General features: G+C 37.7%; 13 protein-coding genes and 1 pseudogene. 5 read left to right on the top strand and 9 right to left on the bottom strand.

Annotated elements, in window-relative coordinates; all coding sequences use genetic code 11:
- Positions 1-23: 23 nt before the first annotated feature.
- Both FIM66_RS01385 and xerH read left to right on the top strand, forming a co-directional pair.
- The gene (locus FIM66_RS01385; protein WP_140548437.1) at positions 24-1,964 is read left to right on the top strand and encodes a hypothetical protein; all 1,941 of its coding nucleotides are present in this window, start codon (positions 24-26) and stop codon (positions 1,962-1,964) included.
- Between the two features lie 7 nt (positions 1,965-1,971).
- Complete coding sequence (xerH, locus tag FIM66_RS01380) at positions 1,972-3,039, top strand: tyrosine recombinase XerH (RefSeq protein WP_140599832.1); 1,068 nt, start codon at positions 1,972-1,974, stop codon at positions 3,037-3,039.
- A 63-nt stretch (positions 3,040-3,102) separates the two neighbouring features.
- On the opposite strand, the gene FIM66_RS01375 is transcribed toward xerH, so the two are convergent.
- The 7 genes from FIM66_RS01375 to glmU all read right to left on the bottom strand — a co-directional run bounded on the left by FIM66_RS01375 (position 3,103) and on the right by glmU (position 10,308).
- Positions 3,103-3,609: a methylated-DNA--[protein]-cysteine S-methyltransferase gene (locus tag FIM66_RS01375; protein WP_140446427.1), complete on the bottom strand. Its 507-nt coding sequence runs from the start codon at positions 3,607-3,609 to the stop codon at positions 3,103-3,105.
- 3 nt (positions 3,610-3,612) lie between these two features.
- Positions 3,613-4,380, bottom strand: coding sequence for a sulfite exporter TauE/SafE family protein (locus FIM66_RS01370; protein WP_140599831.1), 768 nt, complete (start codon positions 4,378-4,380; stop codon positions 3,613-3,615).
- A gap of 111 nt (positions 4,381-4,491) precedes the next feature.
- Complete coding sequence (locus FIM66_RS01365; protein WP_140446425.1) at positions 4,492-5,439, bottom strand: Gfo/Idh/MocA family protein; 948 nt, start codon at positions 5,437-5,439, stop codon at positions 4,492-4,494.
- Between the two features lie 61 nt (positions 5,440-5,500).
- On the bottom strand, positions 5,501-7,867 hold the full coding sequence (locus tag FIM66_RS01360) for a ribonucleoside-diphosphate reductase subunit alpha (RefSeq protein ID WP_140479346.1): 2,367 nt from the start codon (positions 7,865-7,867) through the stop codon (positions 5,501-5,503).
- Positions 7,868-8,041: 174 nt separating this feature from the next.
- Positions 8,042-8,524: a hypothetical protein gene (locus tag FIM66_RS01355; protein WP_140499718.1), complete on the bottom strand. Its 483-nt coding sequence runs from the start codon at positions 8,522-8,524 to the stop codon at positions 8,042-8,044.
- A 23-nt stretch (positions 8,525-8,547) separates the two neighbouring features.
- Positions 8,548-8,787: a pantothenate kinase gene (locus tag FIM66_RS01350; protein WP_140484362.1), complete on the bottom strand. Its 240-nt coding sequence runs from the start codon at positions 8,785-8,787 to the stop codon at positions 8,548-8,550.
- Between the two features lie 219 nt (positions 8,788-9,006).
- Positions 9,007-10,308: a bifunctional UDP-N-acetylglucosamine diphosphorylase/glucosamine-1-phosphate N-acetyltransferase GlmU gene (glmU, locus tag FIM66_RS01345; RefSeq protein WP_140599830.1), complete on the bottom strand. Its 1,302-nt coding sequence runs from the start codon at positions 10,306-10,308 to the stop codon at positions 9,007-9,009.
- Here glmU and FIM66_RS08300 point away from each other — a divergent pair.
- Positions 10,265-10,360, top strand: a pseudogene (locus tag FIM66_RS08300) (flagellar biosynthesis protein flip); the annotation flags it as partial. The gene glmU and the pseudogene FIM66_RS08300 sit on opposite strands and share 44 nt — an antisense overlap.
- A 35-nt stretch (positions 10,361-10,395) precedes the next feature.
- Entirely contained in the window at positions 10,396-11,142 is a 747-nt protein-coding gene (gene fliP / locus FIM66_RS01335; protein WP_001210273.1) for a flagellar type III secretion system pore protein FliP, read from the top strand.
- A gap of 38 nt (positions 11,143-11,180) precedes the next feature.
- On the opposite strand, the gene FIM66_RS01330 is transcribed toward fliP, so the two are convergent.
- Positions 11,181-13,484: a TonB-dependent receptor family protein gene (locus tag FIM66_RS01330; protein ID WP_140599829.1), complete on the bottom strand. Its 2,304-nt coding sequence runs from the start codon at positions 13,482-13,484 to the stop codon at positions 11,181-11,183.
- Between the two features lie 247 nt (positions 13,485-13,731).
- Positions 13,732-15,660 (bottom strand): ferrous iron transport protein B, encoded by a 1,929-nt coding sequence (feoB, locus tag FIM66_RS01325; protein WP_140599870.1) that lies wholly within the window; start codon positions 15,658-15,660, stop codon positions 13,732-13,734.
- A 142-nt stretch (positions 15,661-15,802) separates the two neighbouring features.
- Between feoB and FIM66_RS01320 the strand changes: the two genes are divergently transcribed.
- Positions 15,803-16,615 (top strand): 3'-5' exonuclease, encoded by an 813-nt coding sequence (locus tag FIM66_RS01320; protein ID WP_140548447.1) that lies wholly within the window; start codon positions 15,803-15,805, stop codon positions 16,613-16,615.
- Positions 16,616-16,725 lie beyond the last annotated feature (110 nt).

The following is a 16,725-nucleotide window of genomic DNA, read 5'->3' as shown; positions in this document are numbered from 1 at the left end:
AAATAGATTTTAAGGAATAATAAATGGCAATAAGATTTGGAGTTATCTTTATCGTTGATTTTCTTAGAGCTATTTCTGTTGATGATAAAAACAAACAATTAAGATCAATTTTAGAGCGCAAGAAAAAGTGTAATTCTATAAAGTTTTATGAATTATATAGTAGCATTACTGAAATTACCGCATTTGTGGTATTTACAGACGAATCAGATGCAATATTCAATTTAAAAAACTACTTGCTAGTGTTATCCAAAAATTTCAATAATAGTAGAAATATTTGGTATTGTGAAAACTTTGTCCGCAATAAAGAGGGCACTTATAATATAGAAATAGAATTGGTGAGCAATGGAAATGATTTTGGAGAAGTGTTAGATATAGTCAAAGATACTTCCAATAAAGATGTTTTCAATCATAATGATTTACCGCATGATTTACCGCAATTTCTTACAAATTTAATGAATAAGCAAATTGAATCTTATTTCCATAAGAGAATTAATAACAACGGATTGCCTTTTGGGATTATATTCATCGCTAGCAACTCTGACGACCCTATTGATATTGATGATAAAACCAAAAAGTTAGAATCATGTTTTTGTAGTGATAAGAATAGTGATTTTTCTTACTTCCCAATTATAACTGAGGACTATTTAATTTTAGATAATCTAAAAAGCTGTTTTGTATTCCAATGCAAGCCAAACAAGAACGACAGACCATTCAATTTAAAGCAATACTTGTTAGGATTGAAAGCAAACTTAGGGTTTGAGCCAACGGGTATTTTCTATTGCGAAAACGCAAACACACATAAAATTGAATTGATTGGTAATAATTCTGATTTTAAAGGGGTATTGCTTGAATTTTTAGAGAATATACCACAAGCCCCCAATGAACTACCACAATTTCTTACAAACTTTAAAAATTCAAAAAGCCCCAATGAAAAAATTTCATTTAATTTTACAAGCAATAAGAATTCATCAATTTCTCCATATGCAGCATTTAACAGAAAAGTAAGAGATACCTTTGATTGCTATTGCTGGCATGGTTATTCTAAAATTCCACAAGAGAAAAGGATAGCCAAAATACAAGAGCAAGTGAATGAAGAAATTAAATTAGATCCTTCTTTTTGTAATCATAGAGTAAGCTCTGAACAAAACCGTAAGATCAATGAAATTGCTGAGGGTTTAAAAAGTGGTAAGATAATTGGTGAAAAGATTATTGCTAATGCGTTCGATCTAAATGCTGGATATTGTTTTATTACTCCTGATGACTTAAAGAATTTATTAAAAGAACGATTATTTATACAGCAAGATATTATCAACGCTATCAACCAAAGAGTGGTACTCAATCATGCTCAAATAAACGATATCCAGTATAATTTGCTTGATAATGCGTTTTATTTTATCTTTGATATTGATAATTCCCCTCAATTAGCTATTAAAGTGCTTAGAAAGTATTTAGAAAATGATGAGTTACCCAACACTAAAAAAAACATATTCAAAAGACTGATAGGAAATATCCATGCATGTATTGATGATGAAAGTTCATTTTTTTTAGAAAACAATAAAACTATTGATGATTTAAATCTTGAGGATTTGTTGGGGCGATTAAAAACTCAAGCATTTCCATTATCAGACACTATTACTAACGCTATTAATGAGAAAGAAGAGGGAGTGGCACTTGATTATGCCCTAATAAACGATATCAAGTATAATTTGCTTGATAACACATTTCATTTTATCTTTGATGTTGGTAATCCTTTGTTAAAAGAGTCAAGTCAGTTGATTGTTGAAGTGCCTAGAGAAGAGTTAGATCTAGAGAATGTTGATAAGCTTGTTGAATGTATTATGCAGTCTCCCTATATTAGTTATAGTAGTTATTTAAGGGGTCGTGTTATTCCTGAAAGTTCTTTAGTTAATCATATTATTACTAAAGGTTCTTATATCATTGATTTGCACTTGATAGATGACTAAACCCTAAATGAAACACCCCCTAGAAGAATTAAAAGACCCTATAGAAAATCTTTTGCTGTGGATTGGGCGTTTTTTGCGTTACAAATGCACAAGCCTGTCTAGTTCCCAAGTGAAAGACCAAAATAAGGTTTTTGAATGCTTGAACGAACTAAATCAAGCGTGCAGTGCAAGCCACTTGGAAAAAATCTGTAAAAAAGCCCGTAACGCCGGATTACTAGGTATCAACACCTACGCACTGCCCCTACTCAAATTTTACGAATACGCTCAAAAGCGTTCTTTAAGATCGCTCAAAAGCATTGATGAAGTCATGCTGGCTGAATTTTTGAGTATTTATACCGGAGGTTTGAGTTTAGCCACTAAGAAAAATTACAGGATCGCCCTACTCGGGCTTTTTAGCTACATAGACAAGCAAAATCAAAATGAAAATGAAAAATCTTATATTTATAATATCACGCTTAAAAACATCAGCGGAGTGAATCAAAGCGCGGGCAACAAGCTCCCTACTCATTTAAACAATGAAGAATTAGAAAAATTTTTAGAGAGCATTGATAAAATAGAAATGTCCGCTAAAGTGCGCACCAGAAACCGCCTGCTCATTAAAATCATCGTTTTTACAGGCATGCGTTCTAATGAAGCCTTGCAGCTTAAAATAAAGGATTTTACTTTAGAAAATGGCTGTTACACGATTTTGATTAAAGGCAAGGGCGATAAATACAGAGCGGTGATGCTCAAAGCTTTCCACATTGAGAGCCTTTTAAAAGAATGGCTCATAGAAAGGGAATTGTATCCTGTTAAAAACGATTTATTGTTTTGCAACCAAAAAGGCAGCGCTTTAACGCAAGCGTATTTGTATAAGCAAGTGGAGCGCATCATCAATTTTGCAGGACTCAGGCGAGAAAAAAATGGGGCGCACATGTTAAGGCATTCTTTTGCGACCTTGCTTTATCAAAAACGCCATGATTTGATTTTGGTTCAAGAAGCTCTAGGGCATGCGAGCTTGAATACCAGTAGGATTTACACGCATTTTGATAAGCAGCGTTTAGAAGAAGCGGCGAGCATTTGGGAAGAAAATTAAAAACACCCCCCTACTCCCTTAAGAAAAGGATTTTTACCATAAAACAACTTAAACCCTCATTTTTTAAGAAATCAAAGGGTTTTTAGCTTGCTGGTTTAAAATTTTGCTTTCAAATTCTAACAGCCACTTTTTGACTTCTATGCCTCCATTATACCCCCCTAAAGCGCCATTTTTACGCACCACTCTATGACAAGGCACGATCAAAGAAATAGGGTTATTGCGATTAGCGTTGCCAATAGCTCTGCAAGATCTAGGGTTATTAATGAGCTTTGCGATTTCGTCGTAACTTTTTGTCTTGCCATAAGGGATAGTCATTAACGCAGACCAAACTTGTTTTTGAAAAAAAGTCCCTATCAAGTCTAAAGGCGCATTAAATTCAAAAAGTTGCCCCAAGAAATAACGCTCCAAGGCTTGAACGCTGAGTTTTAATGGGGTATTCATAGGGGTGTTATGAGAAAAATTGGTCGCATCAAAATCCAATCTTAATAAATGGCTCTCATTAGCGCACAAATGCAAATACTCTAAAGGGAAACTCTTAGGGGTCTTAAAATAGTAGTGGTATAAAACCATCAATTAAAAAAAGAGTTTGTATAAAACAATCAATAGCGACAAACCATACACCCCCAAAATCAAAGCTTTATGCATTTTTTCATTCAAAAGCCCCATGATCCATTTAATCCCAATGCTCACGCCCATAACAGAGCCTAATCCCACAATCGCCCCTGCTAAAAGCACTTCTTTATTGATGATGTGATGATAGATTAAAGAAAAAGCTCCTGAAATAGAAGAAAACAAGATGAAAAATAACCCTAGCGCCACGCATTTTTTAGAATCATACCCTAAAAAATAATGCATCAAAGGCACCATGAGCATCCCCCCGCCAATCCCTAAAGTGATGGCAAAAAACCCGGTGAGAGCGCCAATTAAGAATAATTTTAAACCTTGCAAATGGTAGCGTTTAGTATCCGCTATAAAATCTTTTTTTTTGGGTTTCACAACAAATTGGATCATAGAATACACGACTAAAAGCGCGAAAATAACCATTAAAATTTTACTGGAAACGATTTTTAAAACAAATCCGCTAAAACTCGCCCCTATCAGCCCCCCTGCCCCTATCAACAAGCCTAAAGAAAAATCAAGCGATTTTTTTTTGAAATTCAAAACAGAGCCAACGAACGATGAAAGCGCCATTTGCAAAATGGAAATGCCAATGGATTCTTCAAAAGAATGTCCGGTTGCGAGCATGATAGGGACAATGATCATCCCCCCACCAATGCCAAAAATCCCTGATAAAATGCCAATAAAAAGCCCTATCGCTATGTATAACGCATAAAGATCCATAAAAACCCTTAAAAAAGTAAAAACCCCTCTTAAAAAAATTAAAAATAATCCTACTCTAATCAAACACCAATAACCAAAACCCCCTAAACAACGCTTTTAAAAGTTATGTTTTTATTGGTCTGTTTTGTTTTTGCAACACAAAGTATGCGAATCTTCATTGGGTTCGCTGACTGGGAGGTTTCTTAATTCATAAGCCAATTTGATAGACGCCGTAGCGTCATCTAAACCAAACCCCCCTTGAGCTAAAATCTGTTTGTAGCTTTCTATATACAGATTATCAAAGCCCTGCGTAAGATTGACTTCTTCGCCCTCTAGGATCATTTTATGATAAACTTTCTCTTTAGCCACTCCCATGTGTTCTGGATTGATGGAAAAAAACCACCTTATTTTGGCATGCTCTAAAAAGAGTATCCCCCCTACGCAATCAGGCTCTTCTTTATTGATAACCTTGTCTTTAACGCCTCCAAACAAATACAATAAAGTGTCAAAAATATTCATTCCCATTTGAGTGGCTAACCCTCCGCTCTTATTCACATCCGCTCGCCATGAAGAAAAATACCATTTCCCTTGAACGCTGATATAAGTGAGCGTGATGTCAAACACCTTTTCAGGGTTTTTGTCTAATTCGCTCTTAATTTTTCCTTTTAAAGCCAGCGTGTCGCAATGCAAGCGTAAGGGCAAAAGACTGAACACCCTTTTTTGGTGTTTCACCTCTAAATCTTTCAATTCTTGTATTTCGCCAGGGTCTAAAACTAAGGGTTTTTCACAAATCACATGCATGCCGTTTCTTAACCCGAAACGGATGTGATCAAAATGCGTGTGCGTGGGCGTGCAAACGCTCAAATAGTTGATTTCTTTACCCATAGCCCTAGATTGCTCTAAATGCTTTTCAAAATCTTCAATATTGGTAAAAAACTCTGATTGTGGGAAATACTCATCTAAAACCCCCACGCTATCATGAACATCAAAAGAGCAATCCAAAAAATGCCCTGTATCTCTAATCGCTTGCAAGTGCTTGGGAGCGATAAACCCCCCTGAACCAATCATCGCAAAAAGCATTCATCTTCCTTAAATAATTTTAAATCTCATTTTAGCAAAGATTAGCTTATTTAAGCTTATATTATTGGCAATTAAAACACTCCACCGATCGATCCAGCACGCTTTTTTCATCTATGCTTGGGCTTTCGCTGCGCAAATAATAAGTGGATTTTAACCCTAATTTCCAAGCGAGCGTGTAGATGTCATGCAAGGTTTTACCGCTAGCGTTTTCTATGCGTAAAAACACATTAATGCTTTGGCCTTGATCGATCCACTTTTGGCGCACGGCCGCTGCTTTAATCAAATCTTTAGCGTCAATATCATAGGCTGATGTGTAAAAATTCCAAGTTTCTAAATTCAAATTAGGCACTACAACTGGAATTAGCCCGCTCAAATTTTCTTCAAACCATTTTTTCTTATAAATGGGTTCAATCGTTTGGGTTGTGCCCACTAAAATAGAAATGGAGCTTGTGGGAGCGATCGCCATTAAATAGCCATTACGCATGCCATTAGATTTGACTTTTTCCCTCAAACCTTGCCAATCGCAAGCGTGGTTAAAAAGCCCTTTTTCGGTGAGCTTTAAGGCTTCATTATTGGCTTTATCAATGGGGAAAATCCCCTTACTCCATTCTGAATTTTCAAAATCCTTATAAACCCCTTTTTCTTTCGCTAAATCCGCGCTCGTGTCAATCGCATGGTAGCTGATTTGCTCCATTAAAGCGTCAATTTTTTCTAAATGCTCTTTAGACCCCCAAGCGATTTGATGTTCTGCGAGCATTTGCGCTTCACCCATAACCCCTAACCCTATGGCTCTATTTTGCAAATTAGTGGCTTTGACTTTGCGGTTAGGGTAGAAATTCAGATCAATCACATTGTCTAAAAGCCTAACCATGATCGGCACAACCCTTTTAATGTCTTCTTCAGTGTTGATTTTGCTTAAATTAATACTTGCTAGATTACACACCGCCGTTTGCCCGTCTTTAGCGACTTTAGTAGCGATATAGATTGGCTTGCCTTTAAGAATATCGGTGCTAGTGAGCTTGTTGGCGCATTTAGTGATATTACTATCTGTCGTTACCAACTCTTTTTCTTCAAAAAACTCTATGGCGCCATCGGTGTATTCTATTTGCATGTAATAGTGGTTGGGCGCGGTGTTTTGAAAAATCTCTGTGCATAAATTAGACGATCGAATGATTCCTGCATGAGCGTTTGGGTTGCACCGATTGGCGTTATCTTTAAAGGCTAAGAAAGGCAAACCGGCTTCAAAATAATTCATTAAGATTTTTTTCCATAAATCTTTAGCGTTAATGTATTCTTTAATGATTTTAGGATCTTTTTCATACTCTAAATAGCGTTTTTCAAAATCCTGCCCATAAAGCTCAGTCAAATCCTTACACTCATAAGGGTCAAACAAAGTCCACATCGCGTCTTCTAAAACCCTTTTCATGAACAGATCGCACACCCAAAGAGCCGGGAACAAATCATGTGCTCTTCGCCTTTCATCGCCGCTATTTTTCCTTAAATCAATGAACTCCATCACATCAATGTGCCAGATTTCCAAATACACCGCAATCGCGCCCTTTCGTGTGCCTAATTGATCAACCGCAATCGCCACATCATTAGCGATTTTTAAAAACGGGATCGTGCCAGCGCTCGCATTTTTATGCCCATCAATATAGCTCCCAATAGAGCGCACCAAAGAAAAATCCCAACCAATCCCTCCGCCGTATTTGGACAATAGCGCCATTTCCTTATAGCTGTCAAAAATCCCCTCAATATTATCCGGCGTGCTGCCAATATAGCATGAGCTTAATTGGTGCTTGGTGGTGCGCGCGTTCGCTAGAGTGGGGGTCGCGCACATCGCTTCAAATTTGCTTAAAACTTCATAAAATTCTAAAGCGATTTTATTAGGTTCTTGTTCGTTTTGTGCTAAAAACATCGCAATGCTCATAAACATGTGCTGGGGCAATTCAATAGGGTGATTGTTAGCGTCTTTTAACAAATAGCGATCATACAAGGTTTTAATCCCCAAATAATTGAATTGGAAATCCCTTTCAGGCTTGATCTGGCTATTTAAAAACTCTAGATCAAATTTTTCCTTAAAACCCTTAAGGATGCGGCCCTTTTCTTCAGCGTTTTCAAAATACTCTTTCAAATGCCTATACCCTGTAAAACCACTCACTTTATGGTATAAATCATACAAAAAAAGCCTTGAGGCGACAAAGCTCCAATTAGGCGTGTCAATATCTATCTTATCCACAGCGGTTTTAATCAAAGTTTGTTGGATTTCTTCAGTAGTGATCTTGTCCCTGAATTGCAACCTCGCATCCACTTCCAGCTCACTTTGGCTCACGCCCTCTAAATTGTCCGTAGCGTCCTTAGTGTATTTTTGGATCTTGGTAATGTCCAAAGGCTCAATGCGCCCGTTTCGTTTAACCACCGTAATCAAAATTTTTCCTTTAAATCAAATCGTTTTCTTTTAAATTTGGCATTGTATCAATAAAAAACTTAAGACTTAAGAAAGAGAGAAGTTCAAGTTGGATTTGTTCTATTAATGAGAATGCGCTTTAAAGTTTCTTTAATGTTTTTATTCCCCCCTCCATTTAATGCTATTTGGGTTAAATCACCACCCCCATTTAGCGCAAAGCTTAAGAAAACCTTGAAACCCTACAATGACCAAACCCTCTACAAGGAGATTGCTAGGATGCCCACAATACGCCGAAATCTCATGCATAGCGATAATAAAGGGTATCGTTAAAAGCATCACATAAAAATCCCTTAGTCTTGCTCCTAACACAGCGTCATAAAACGCACCAAAAAACCTAGCCTTAAAAATGGCTTTAAAAAACTTGGGGAATCCTTGCCAAGTTTCAATAATGAAATAACCTACCGACCTGCCTTTTGGGTTGAACAAGAGGTTAGACAATAAAGCCGCTATTAGACCCACTAACCACACATAATAGCTGTATTTAGGGTCAAAAAGTGGATCGCTAGCTGAACCATTTATGTCATAAAAAATCCTAGTGGTTATGGAGATACATCCTCCATAGACTAGAGCCATTGCCCATCGATATTCCAAATCGCTCAAACGCTCTTTGATATTCATGCTCTCTCCTTTCTTGCCCAAAGCTACCTATCATACACGAAATGACGATCATAGGTGGGTTCTCTTGGAGCTTGCGGCTCTCTATCAACGCCACGGATAAAATCTTCTACCCTATCGCCTATTTCAGCCCCAGAATATGCCCCTATTCCACCACCAATGCCTGCACCAAACACAGTACCCCACGGACCTCCGAGAGCCCCAATCATTCCACCCATTGCACCGCATAAAACCACTACACAACTAAATGCTTTTAATCCACTCATAACAAATCCTTTTATAAAATGGAGATTCAAGGCATGTTTGGCACACCTTGATAAGAATATTTATACCACAACCCTATTAAAAGCATTGTTACAGATCAGCCAAATATCACAAAAAACTCAATAAGTGTTTTGTTTATTCACAAATTATAGGATTAAGATAAATCGTTATTTAAAAATACGCTCAATAAGGTTTTAAAACAGCAGTTCTTTTCAAGCTCCTTAAGGCTTTTTAAAAAACTTAAAATACCCGTTTTCAATGTTAGTTTGAGGGACGCGTGAAAGGCTCAACGAACCGCTAGGAATGTCTTTAGTGATGGTGGTGCCGCTACCGATTAAGACATTAGAGCCGATATTTATGGGGGCGACTAGCTGGCTATCGCTCCCTATAAAGACATTTTCACCGATGATTGTTTGGTGTTTATTTTTACCATCGTAATTGCAAGTGATCACGCCAGCCCCTACATTTGTGTTTTTCCCTATCTCACAATCCCCTAAATAGCTCAAATGCCCTGCTTTAACGCCTTGGAGTTTGGCGTTTTTAGTTTCTACAAAATTCCCCACATGGCTATTACAAATCACGCTTTTAGGGCGTGCATGGGCAAACGGCCCCACACTGCTATTGACAATTTGGCTCTCTTCTATCACGCTATAAGCCTTAATGTGCGCGTTTTCTATCAAGCAATTCCCACTCAAACGCACCCCTTGCTCTAAAACGCACTCCCCCTTAAAACTCACGCCTTTTTCTAAATAAATACTATTAGGCAATTGCATCACCACCCCCAAGTCCATGGCGTTTTTTCGCAGTCTTTTTAACATGATTTCTTCAGCTTTCGCCCTTTCTGTTTGGCTATTCACCCCTAAAAAGCACTCTTCTTCTAAAAAAATAGCGTCAATCTTTTCGTTTTCGTTGATTCCTAGAGCGATTAAATCCGTGAGATAGTATTCTTTTTGGGCGTTTTGATCATGGAGCTTGGGCAAGTATTTTTCTAAAAACTTCCTTTTAAAAAAATACACGCCAGCGTTCACGCTTTTAATGGTTTTTTCTTCATCGTTAGCGTCCTTTTCTTCTACAATCTTTTTAACCTGATGATCTTCTAAAATAACGCGCCCATAACCTTTAGGGTCAGCTAAATAAAGTAAGCCTATAGCGTTATTCTGGCTTTCTAATAAGGGGGCGAGAGCGTCTTTAGTGATTAAGGGCATGTCCGCATTCAAAATCAAAACCCGCTCATGTTTTGTAGGGATAGGCGTTTTATCTTCTTGCATGATAGCCCCACCCGTCCCTGAATATTTTTCCACGATTTGAGTGTGAAAAATTACGCCCTTAAAACGCTTCAACACCGCTTCTTTAATGCGTTCTTGTTGGTGGTATAAGACAAGATGCACATCATCGCTGATTGAAAAAGCCGTCTCTAAAATGTGAAATAACATAGGCTCCCCACAAATGGTGTGTAAAGTTTTAGGCAGGCTAGAATGCATGCGAGTGCCTTTACCAGCGGCCAGTATGATTACAGAAAGCATTAAAATCCTTAAACTTATTTTAGGGAATTTTAACATGCCTTATCTTATAATTTGACTTCGTTTTATCAAAGATTTAAGGCTAGAATTTTGCGTTTTTTCATTTTTTTCATTCTCATTTGCCCTTTAATATGCCCTTTAATGAGCGCTGATAGCGCTTTGCCTAGCGTCAATCTCTCTTTAAACGCTCCTAATGATCCTAAACAGCTCGTAACCACCCTTAATGTCATCGCCCTGCTCACGCTTTTAGTTTTAGCCCCATCATTGATCTTAGTGATGACGAGTTTCACCCGTTTGATCGTGGTGTTTTCTTTTTTAAGGACCGCTTTAGGCACGCAACAAACCCCACCCACTCAAATTTTAGTCTCGCTCTCTTTGATATTGACTTTTTTTATCATGGAACCTAGCCTAAAAAAGGCTTATGATACAGGGATTAAGCCTTATATGGATAAAAAGATTTCTTACACCGAAGCGTTTGAAAAAAGCGCTCTGCCTTTCAAGGAATTCATGCTCAAAAACACACGAGAAAAGGATCTAGCGCTTTTTTTTAGGATCAGAAACCTGCCTAACCCTAAAACCCCTGATGAGGTGAGTTTGAGCGTTTTGATCCCGGCATTTATGATAAGCGAGTTGAAAACAGCGTTTCAAATCGGTTTTTTACTCTACTTGCCTTTTTTGGTGATTGATATGGTTATCAGCTCTATTTTAATGGCGATGGGCATGATGATGCTCCCGCCTGTAATGATTTCTCTGCCTTTTAAAATTTTAGTGTTTATTCTGGTAGATGGGTTTAATTTATTGACCGAAAATTTAGTAGCGAGTTTTAAAATGGTTTGATATTAAAAACATTCAAGCTATAAAAGCTTGAAACCAGTTTAAAACTCATAATTCAAATACGCTGTAATGGATCGCCCTGGTGCGGGTTCTCTTCCTGTAGGGCTTGTGCCAATTCCCCTAAAATAATACTTCATGTTAAAAAGGTTATTGATTTGCAAACTCCCGGTGATTTTATGCCTACCGCTTTGCCATAAAACGGAGCTTACTTGAACGTTCAACACAAAATACAAGGGCAATAACCCCACTGAATTACAACCATACTCTAGCCCCCCTGTGTATTCTGGGTTTAAGGGCAAGCACACGGTTTGGCTTTTGGCCTGATTGAGCATAGAACTATAAGCGCGGCTATAAAAATAGCTACTAATACCAAAAGTCGTGTGCTTGTAAGTATACATCATGTCAAATATGAATTGGTTAGGACTCACATAAGGCAAACGTTTCCCTTTAATATCAAAGGGTTTATTGACAATGCCTGTAAAATAATAAGCAATATCATCAGCATTAGAAGTGATGTGCGCATCAATGTAAGTGTAAGCCACATGAAATTGCAAACCCCTAATCGGCGCGTAATACAATTCCAATTCCACCCCTTGGCTCCTAGCATTCACAGGCTGTGGACTATAGCCTCCCGCATAGTAACGCTTGGCAAAAATCACAAAATAATTCGTGTTAAAGCTCAATAGATTTTTATAACTATAGCGTTGCCCCACTTCAATTTCATTAAAAATTTGGTTGTAATTAGTCCTAGTAATGCCTACCATTGTGTGTTGTGGGGGGATAAAACTGCGGCGGTAGTTCGCATACCATATCCAATTTTCCATAGGTTTATATCCGATGTTAAGGGCAGGACTCCATTCGTTTTGACGCTGTTTTTTACTAGTCCATACGGAAAAATCGTGCTTTTCTGGCTCTTTGTTGTTATAGTTCAAAAAAGTGTATCTAATCCCTGGAGTTATCGCTAATTTAGAATCAAAAAGCTCTATTTTATCGCTCAACCATACCGCTGTATAGTTATTAAACATTTCTTGATTATTGTTAGGCGTTTTAGAAAGGACATAAGGAGGCATGTGGCACACCCCATTGATAATATCTGTTTTTTCGCATGTGCTTTGATCGGATCTAATGAACATGTCCATCGTCATAAAACGCATGCCTACATTAAAAGTTTGCTTAACTTTATTGGTATTAACAACTAAGTTCAAATTAGGCTCAAAAGCGTTCATCACATAACGCCTTAAATGATCAAAAATAAAAAATCCTGGATAATTTTGATCGGTATAAACAGGGCCTAATTTAGGATTGGTATTGACATTTAAAAAATTAGAATCAAATTTAAAATCCCTTGACATGTCATGCCCATAGTAGCTGAAAGTGAAATCCCCCCCTACCCTATCCGTGTCCCCAAAAAAGTTTTGATACACAGCTCCCCATCGCTTCGCTCTCCCGCTTTTATCGTTATTAGGGCGGTTATTTTGAAAACGATTTTCATTATAGGCAGCTATACCTAAAGACCCAGGGTCTGTTAAAAAATAGCTGTAATATTGAAAAAAAGCAGTGATCTTGTTGCTATCATTGATTTGATACAACGAATCTAGCAAGTAGTTTTGAATGTTGGTAGGGCTGTTGTATCTAAACCCTTGCCCTTTGAGCCAATTGACTTGAGCTTGGATTCCAAAATGCTTATTCATCATGCCCCCCGTTCTTAAATAGGTGTTAAAAAGCATGTTGTTAACTAAGCTTTTATCAATGTTTTTAGAATTTTGATTGAAAAACCCCCCATTTTCAGATTTGCCCCAAAAAGTGGTCCTCTCGCTCACCTGACTTTCCCACTTGGTAGGAATGCCTTTGGTGATAATGTTGATCACACCGCCAAAAGCGTTAGGGCCATAACGCACGCTCTCCCCACCTTTAGTTACGCTGATTCTATCCACAGATTGGAAAGTTACAGGAAAAATAACCGTGCCAATTTCAACATAGGGTGCGACATAAATAGGAATCCCATTGACTAGAATCATTCCCGTATTAGAATGCCCTGGGCCTCCCGCACCAAACCCCCTAATGGAAATGCTAGGCACAGCTCCAATACCTGTAGAGTTTCTAATATGCACGCCTGGCACATTTTGCAAAGCTTCTTCAATGCTTTGATTCGCGCTTTTAGTGAGTTGCTTGTTAGAAATCACCGTGCGAGAACCCATATAATTTCTCACTTCCTTGCTCCTCCAGCTTAAAGGCGCTTCTTTATCGTTAGCTACCCCTGAAGCTTCTACTCTTTCCAAATTATGAGTTTTGACAGCATGCACGCTATGACTCAAAACAGCCAAAGAGACTAAAATTCTTTTCATTTACCACCTTTTATGAAAAATGTTCATTTTTACAACAAGGTGTAATTTATAATAACCATTATTAGTTTTAGCTTAAATTTTGAGACAATTATTATTTAAATTAAATTAATAGCTTTTTTTATCAAAAATGCCGATTGATGCGAATGTTTATAGAAAAGATTGGGAGAAAAATAAAAATTTTTTAATATTTCTAATAGGGTGAGTTTTAAACCAATAAAGGGTTTAACAACCCTTTTATGGCTAGCCTTTAAACCAAAATTTGAGTCGCATAAAAAGCTATCAAGGAAAACGCATACGCTACAACGGTTGTAAAGATGAATAAATACGCTACAAACTTGATCCCCCCAGCTTCTCTACCAAAAGTAATGGTCGCTGCAAAACAAGGGATATAAAACATCACAAACACGATAAAAGCGATCCCACTAGGCACGCTGACTTCTTTTCTTAAGATCTCTCTAAAAGCGTCCGATTTTTCGTTTTGATCCCCTAAAGAAAACAACACGCCCAAAGTAGAAACCACCACCTCTTTAGCCATAAACCCGGTTACAAGCGACACACTCAAACGCCAATCAAAATCCATAGGGCTAAAGACTTTTTCTAAATACGACCCACCTCTTCCTACAATGCTGTTTTTTAAATTCTTTTTATCCAATTCGGCTTTTAATTCTTTTAATTTTTCTTCTTTGGCTTCGCTTGAAAGAGTGGTGTTTTTATCCACTAACAAGCTTTCTTGTTTATAGGTTTTCATAGCCGCACCGCTTTTAGGGTATTGAGACATAAACCAGATTAAAATCGCTCCCACTAAAATATAAGTCCCGGCCTTTTTAAGGTAAGAAAGCGATTTGGTGTAGATACTGAAATAGACCATTCTCCAACTGGGAAAGCGGTATTTAGGCATTTCCATGATAAAAGATTCGGTTTGTCCTTTAAACACGCTTAATTTGAGTAATTTGGCCATCACTAATGCTACAACCGCCCCCAAAATATAAATGCAAAACAGCACAAACCCAGCACTTGAAGAAGGGAAAAACGAGCCTACAAACAGCACATAAATAGGCAGCCTTGCCGAGCAACTCATAAAGCCGATCACAAAAAGCGTGATCAGTCGTTCGTTATAGTTTTGTAAGGTTCTTGTCGCCATGTAAGCGGGCACTGAGCAGCCAAAACCGGTGATTAAAGGGATAAAACTCTTCCCATGCAAGCCAAATTTATGCAAGATCCCATCTAATAAAAACGCTACCCTACTCATATAACCCGTTGTCTCTAGTAAAGAAATCCCAAAATACAACACCACAATTAAAGGCAAGAATGAAACCGTCGCTCCCACTCCCCCAATAATGCCATCGCCCACCAAAGACGCTAAATCTTCATTAGCCACATTTTCTTTAATACTATCGCTCAAAAACTTGAACCCCTCTTCAAGCGCTTTTTGCACTCCCCCCCCTATTAAAAAGCTCAAGGAAAAAATGATAAACATGAACCCTAAAAAAATGAAAATCCCATAACGCGGGTGCATTAAAATCTTATCAATCTTATAAGTGTGTTCAAAACTCGCGTTTTGTTGGTTTTCACTGATTACTAATTTAGCGATTCTTTGAGCGCTCTGGCTGTATTTTAGAGACTCCTTAAAGCTTTGAGACGGGACTTTTATGCTTTCATTGTTTATAGTATTTTGAGAATAAAGCCTGACAATTTCATCTAATAAAAGCTCTGTATTCAAGCGATCTTCTTTGGATCTTGCGCTTGTAGGCACGCACACAACCCCTAATTCTTTAGAAAGCTTTTCTGTATTAATTTTAATGCCTTCTTTTTGTGCCTCATCCCACATGTTGAGCGCAAGAAGCATTTTTTTATTCGTGTCTAATAGCTGCACGCTTAAGGCTAAATTACGCTCTAAATTGGTGGAATCCACCACATTAAGAATGAGATCGTATTGCCCTTTTTCTAAAAAATCTTTAGTAACCTTTTCTTCAGTGGTGAAGTCATTGAGCGCGTAAGTGCCAGGTAAATCAATGATAGTGATTTGATGCTCTTTGTGGATCAAATCCACTTCCATTTTATCCACGGTAACCCCGGCAAAATTCCCCACTTTCAAATGGGCGTTGCTCAAAGCGTTGATGAGGGATGATTTCCCCACATTAGGCTGGCCCACAAGGGCGATAGTGATTTCTTTTATTGGGTTTGAATGCTCCACATTAAAGCCTTTTAATTTTTGGTTATATCGTTTTGATATTAAAATTTGGCACTATAGCGCTATAAGACTAATTGTTATATAATAAAAGCGAGACAAGAATGTTAAAATACGAAAGGAGCGTGTGATGTTGTGCGTGTTTGATATAGAAACCATTCCTAGCGTGAGCTTGTGTAAAGAGCATTTCCAATTAGAAGAAAATGATGCGCTAAAAATCTGTGAACGGAGTTTTGAAAAGCAAAAAGAAAAAAGCGGGAGCGAGTTTTTGCCTCTTTATTTGCATGAAATTATCTCTATTGCAGCGGTCATTGGCGATGATTACGGGCAATTTATCAAAGTGGGGAATTTTGGTCAAAAACACGAGAATAAAGAGGATTTTACAAGCGAAAAAGAGCTTTTAGAAGATTTTTTTAGATACTTTAACGAAAAGCAACCGCGCCTAATAAGCTTCAATGGCAGAGGTTTTGATATACCCCTACTTACGCTCAAAGCCCTTAAATACAATTTAACTTTAGACGCTTTTTACAGCCAAGAAAACAAATGGGAAAATTACCGCGCGCGTTATAGCGAGCAGTTCCATTTGGATTTAATGGATAGCTTGAGCCATTATGGATCTGTTAGGGGGTTGAATCTCAATGGCGTTTGCTCTATGACAAATATTCCTGGTAAATTTGATGTGAGCGGGGATTTAGTGCATGCGATTTATTACAACCCTAATTTAAGCCAAAATGAGAAAAAGGAGAAGATTGATAGCTATTGCCAAAGCGATGCGCTTAACACTTACTGGCTTTTTTTAAAATACGAAGTGCTGAAAGGGGCTTTAAATAAGGAGCAATACCTTGGGCTATTGAATGATTTTTTAGCCAAATTCCCTAAGGAAAAATCCTATTCAAGCGTTTTTACTAACGCTTTAGAGAAAGAGATTAGGGAGTTTGCTTAAACACCCTATTAAACTCCTATTGAAACCTTATTGGATAATCAAAACCAATCAGTATAAAACCAAGTGTTAGCAAAGCCATCATTAATTTATTACTAGAAGATAAAGATGAA

Origin of the sequence: Helicobacter pylori, assembly GCF_006439795.1 — a bacterium.
Classification (GTDB): Bacteria; Campylobacterota; Campylobacteria; order Campylobacterales; family Helicobacteraceae; genus Helicobacter; species Helicobacter pylori_CR.
The sequence above is the reverse complement of the archived record's forward strand: the minus strand, read 5'-3'. Positions and strand labels throughout refer to the sequence as shown.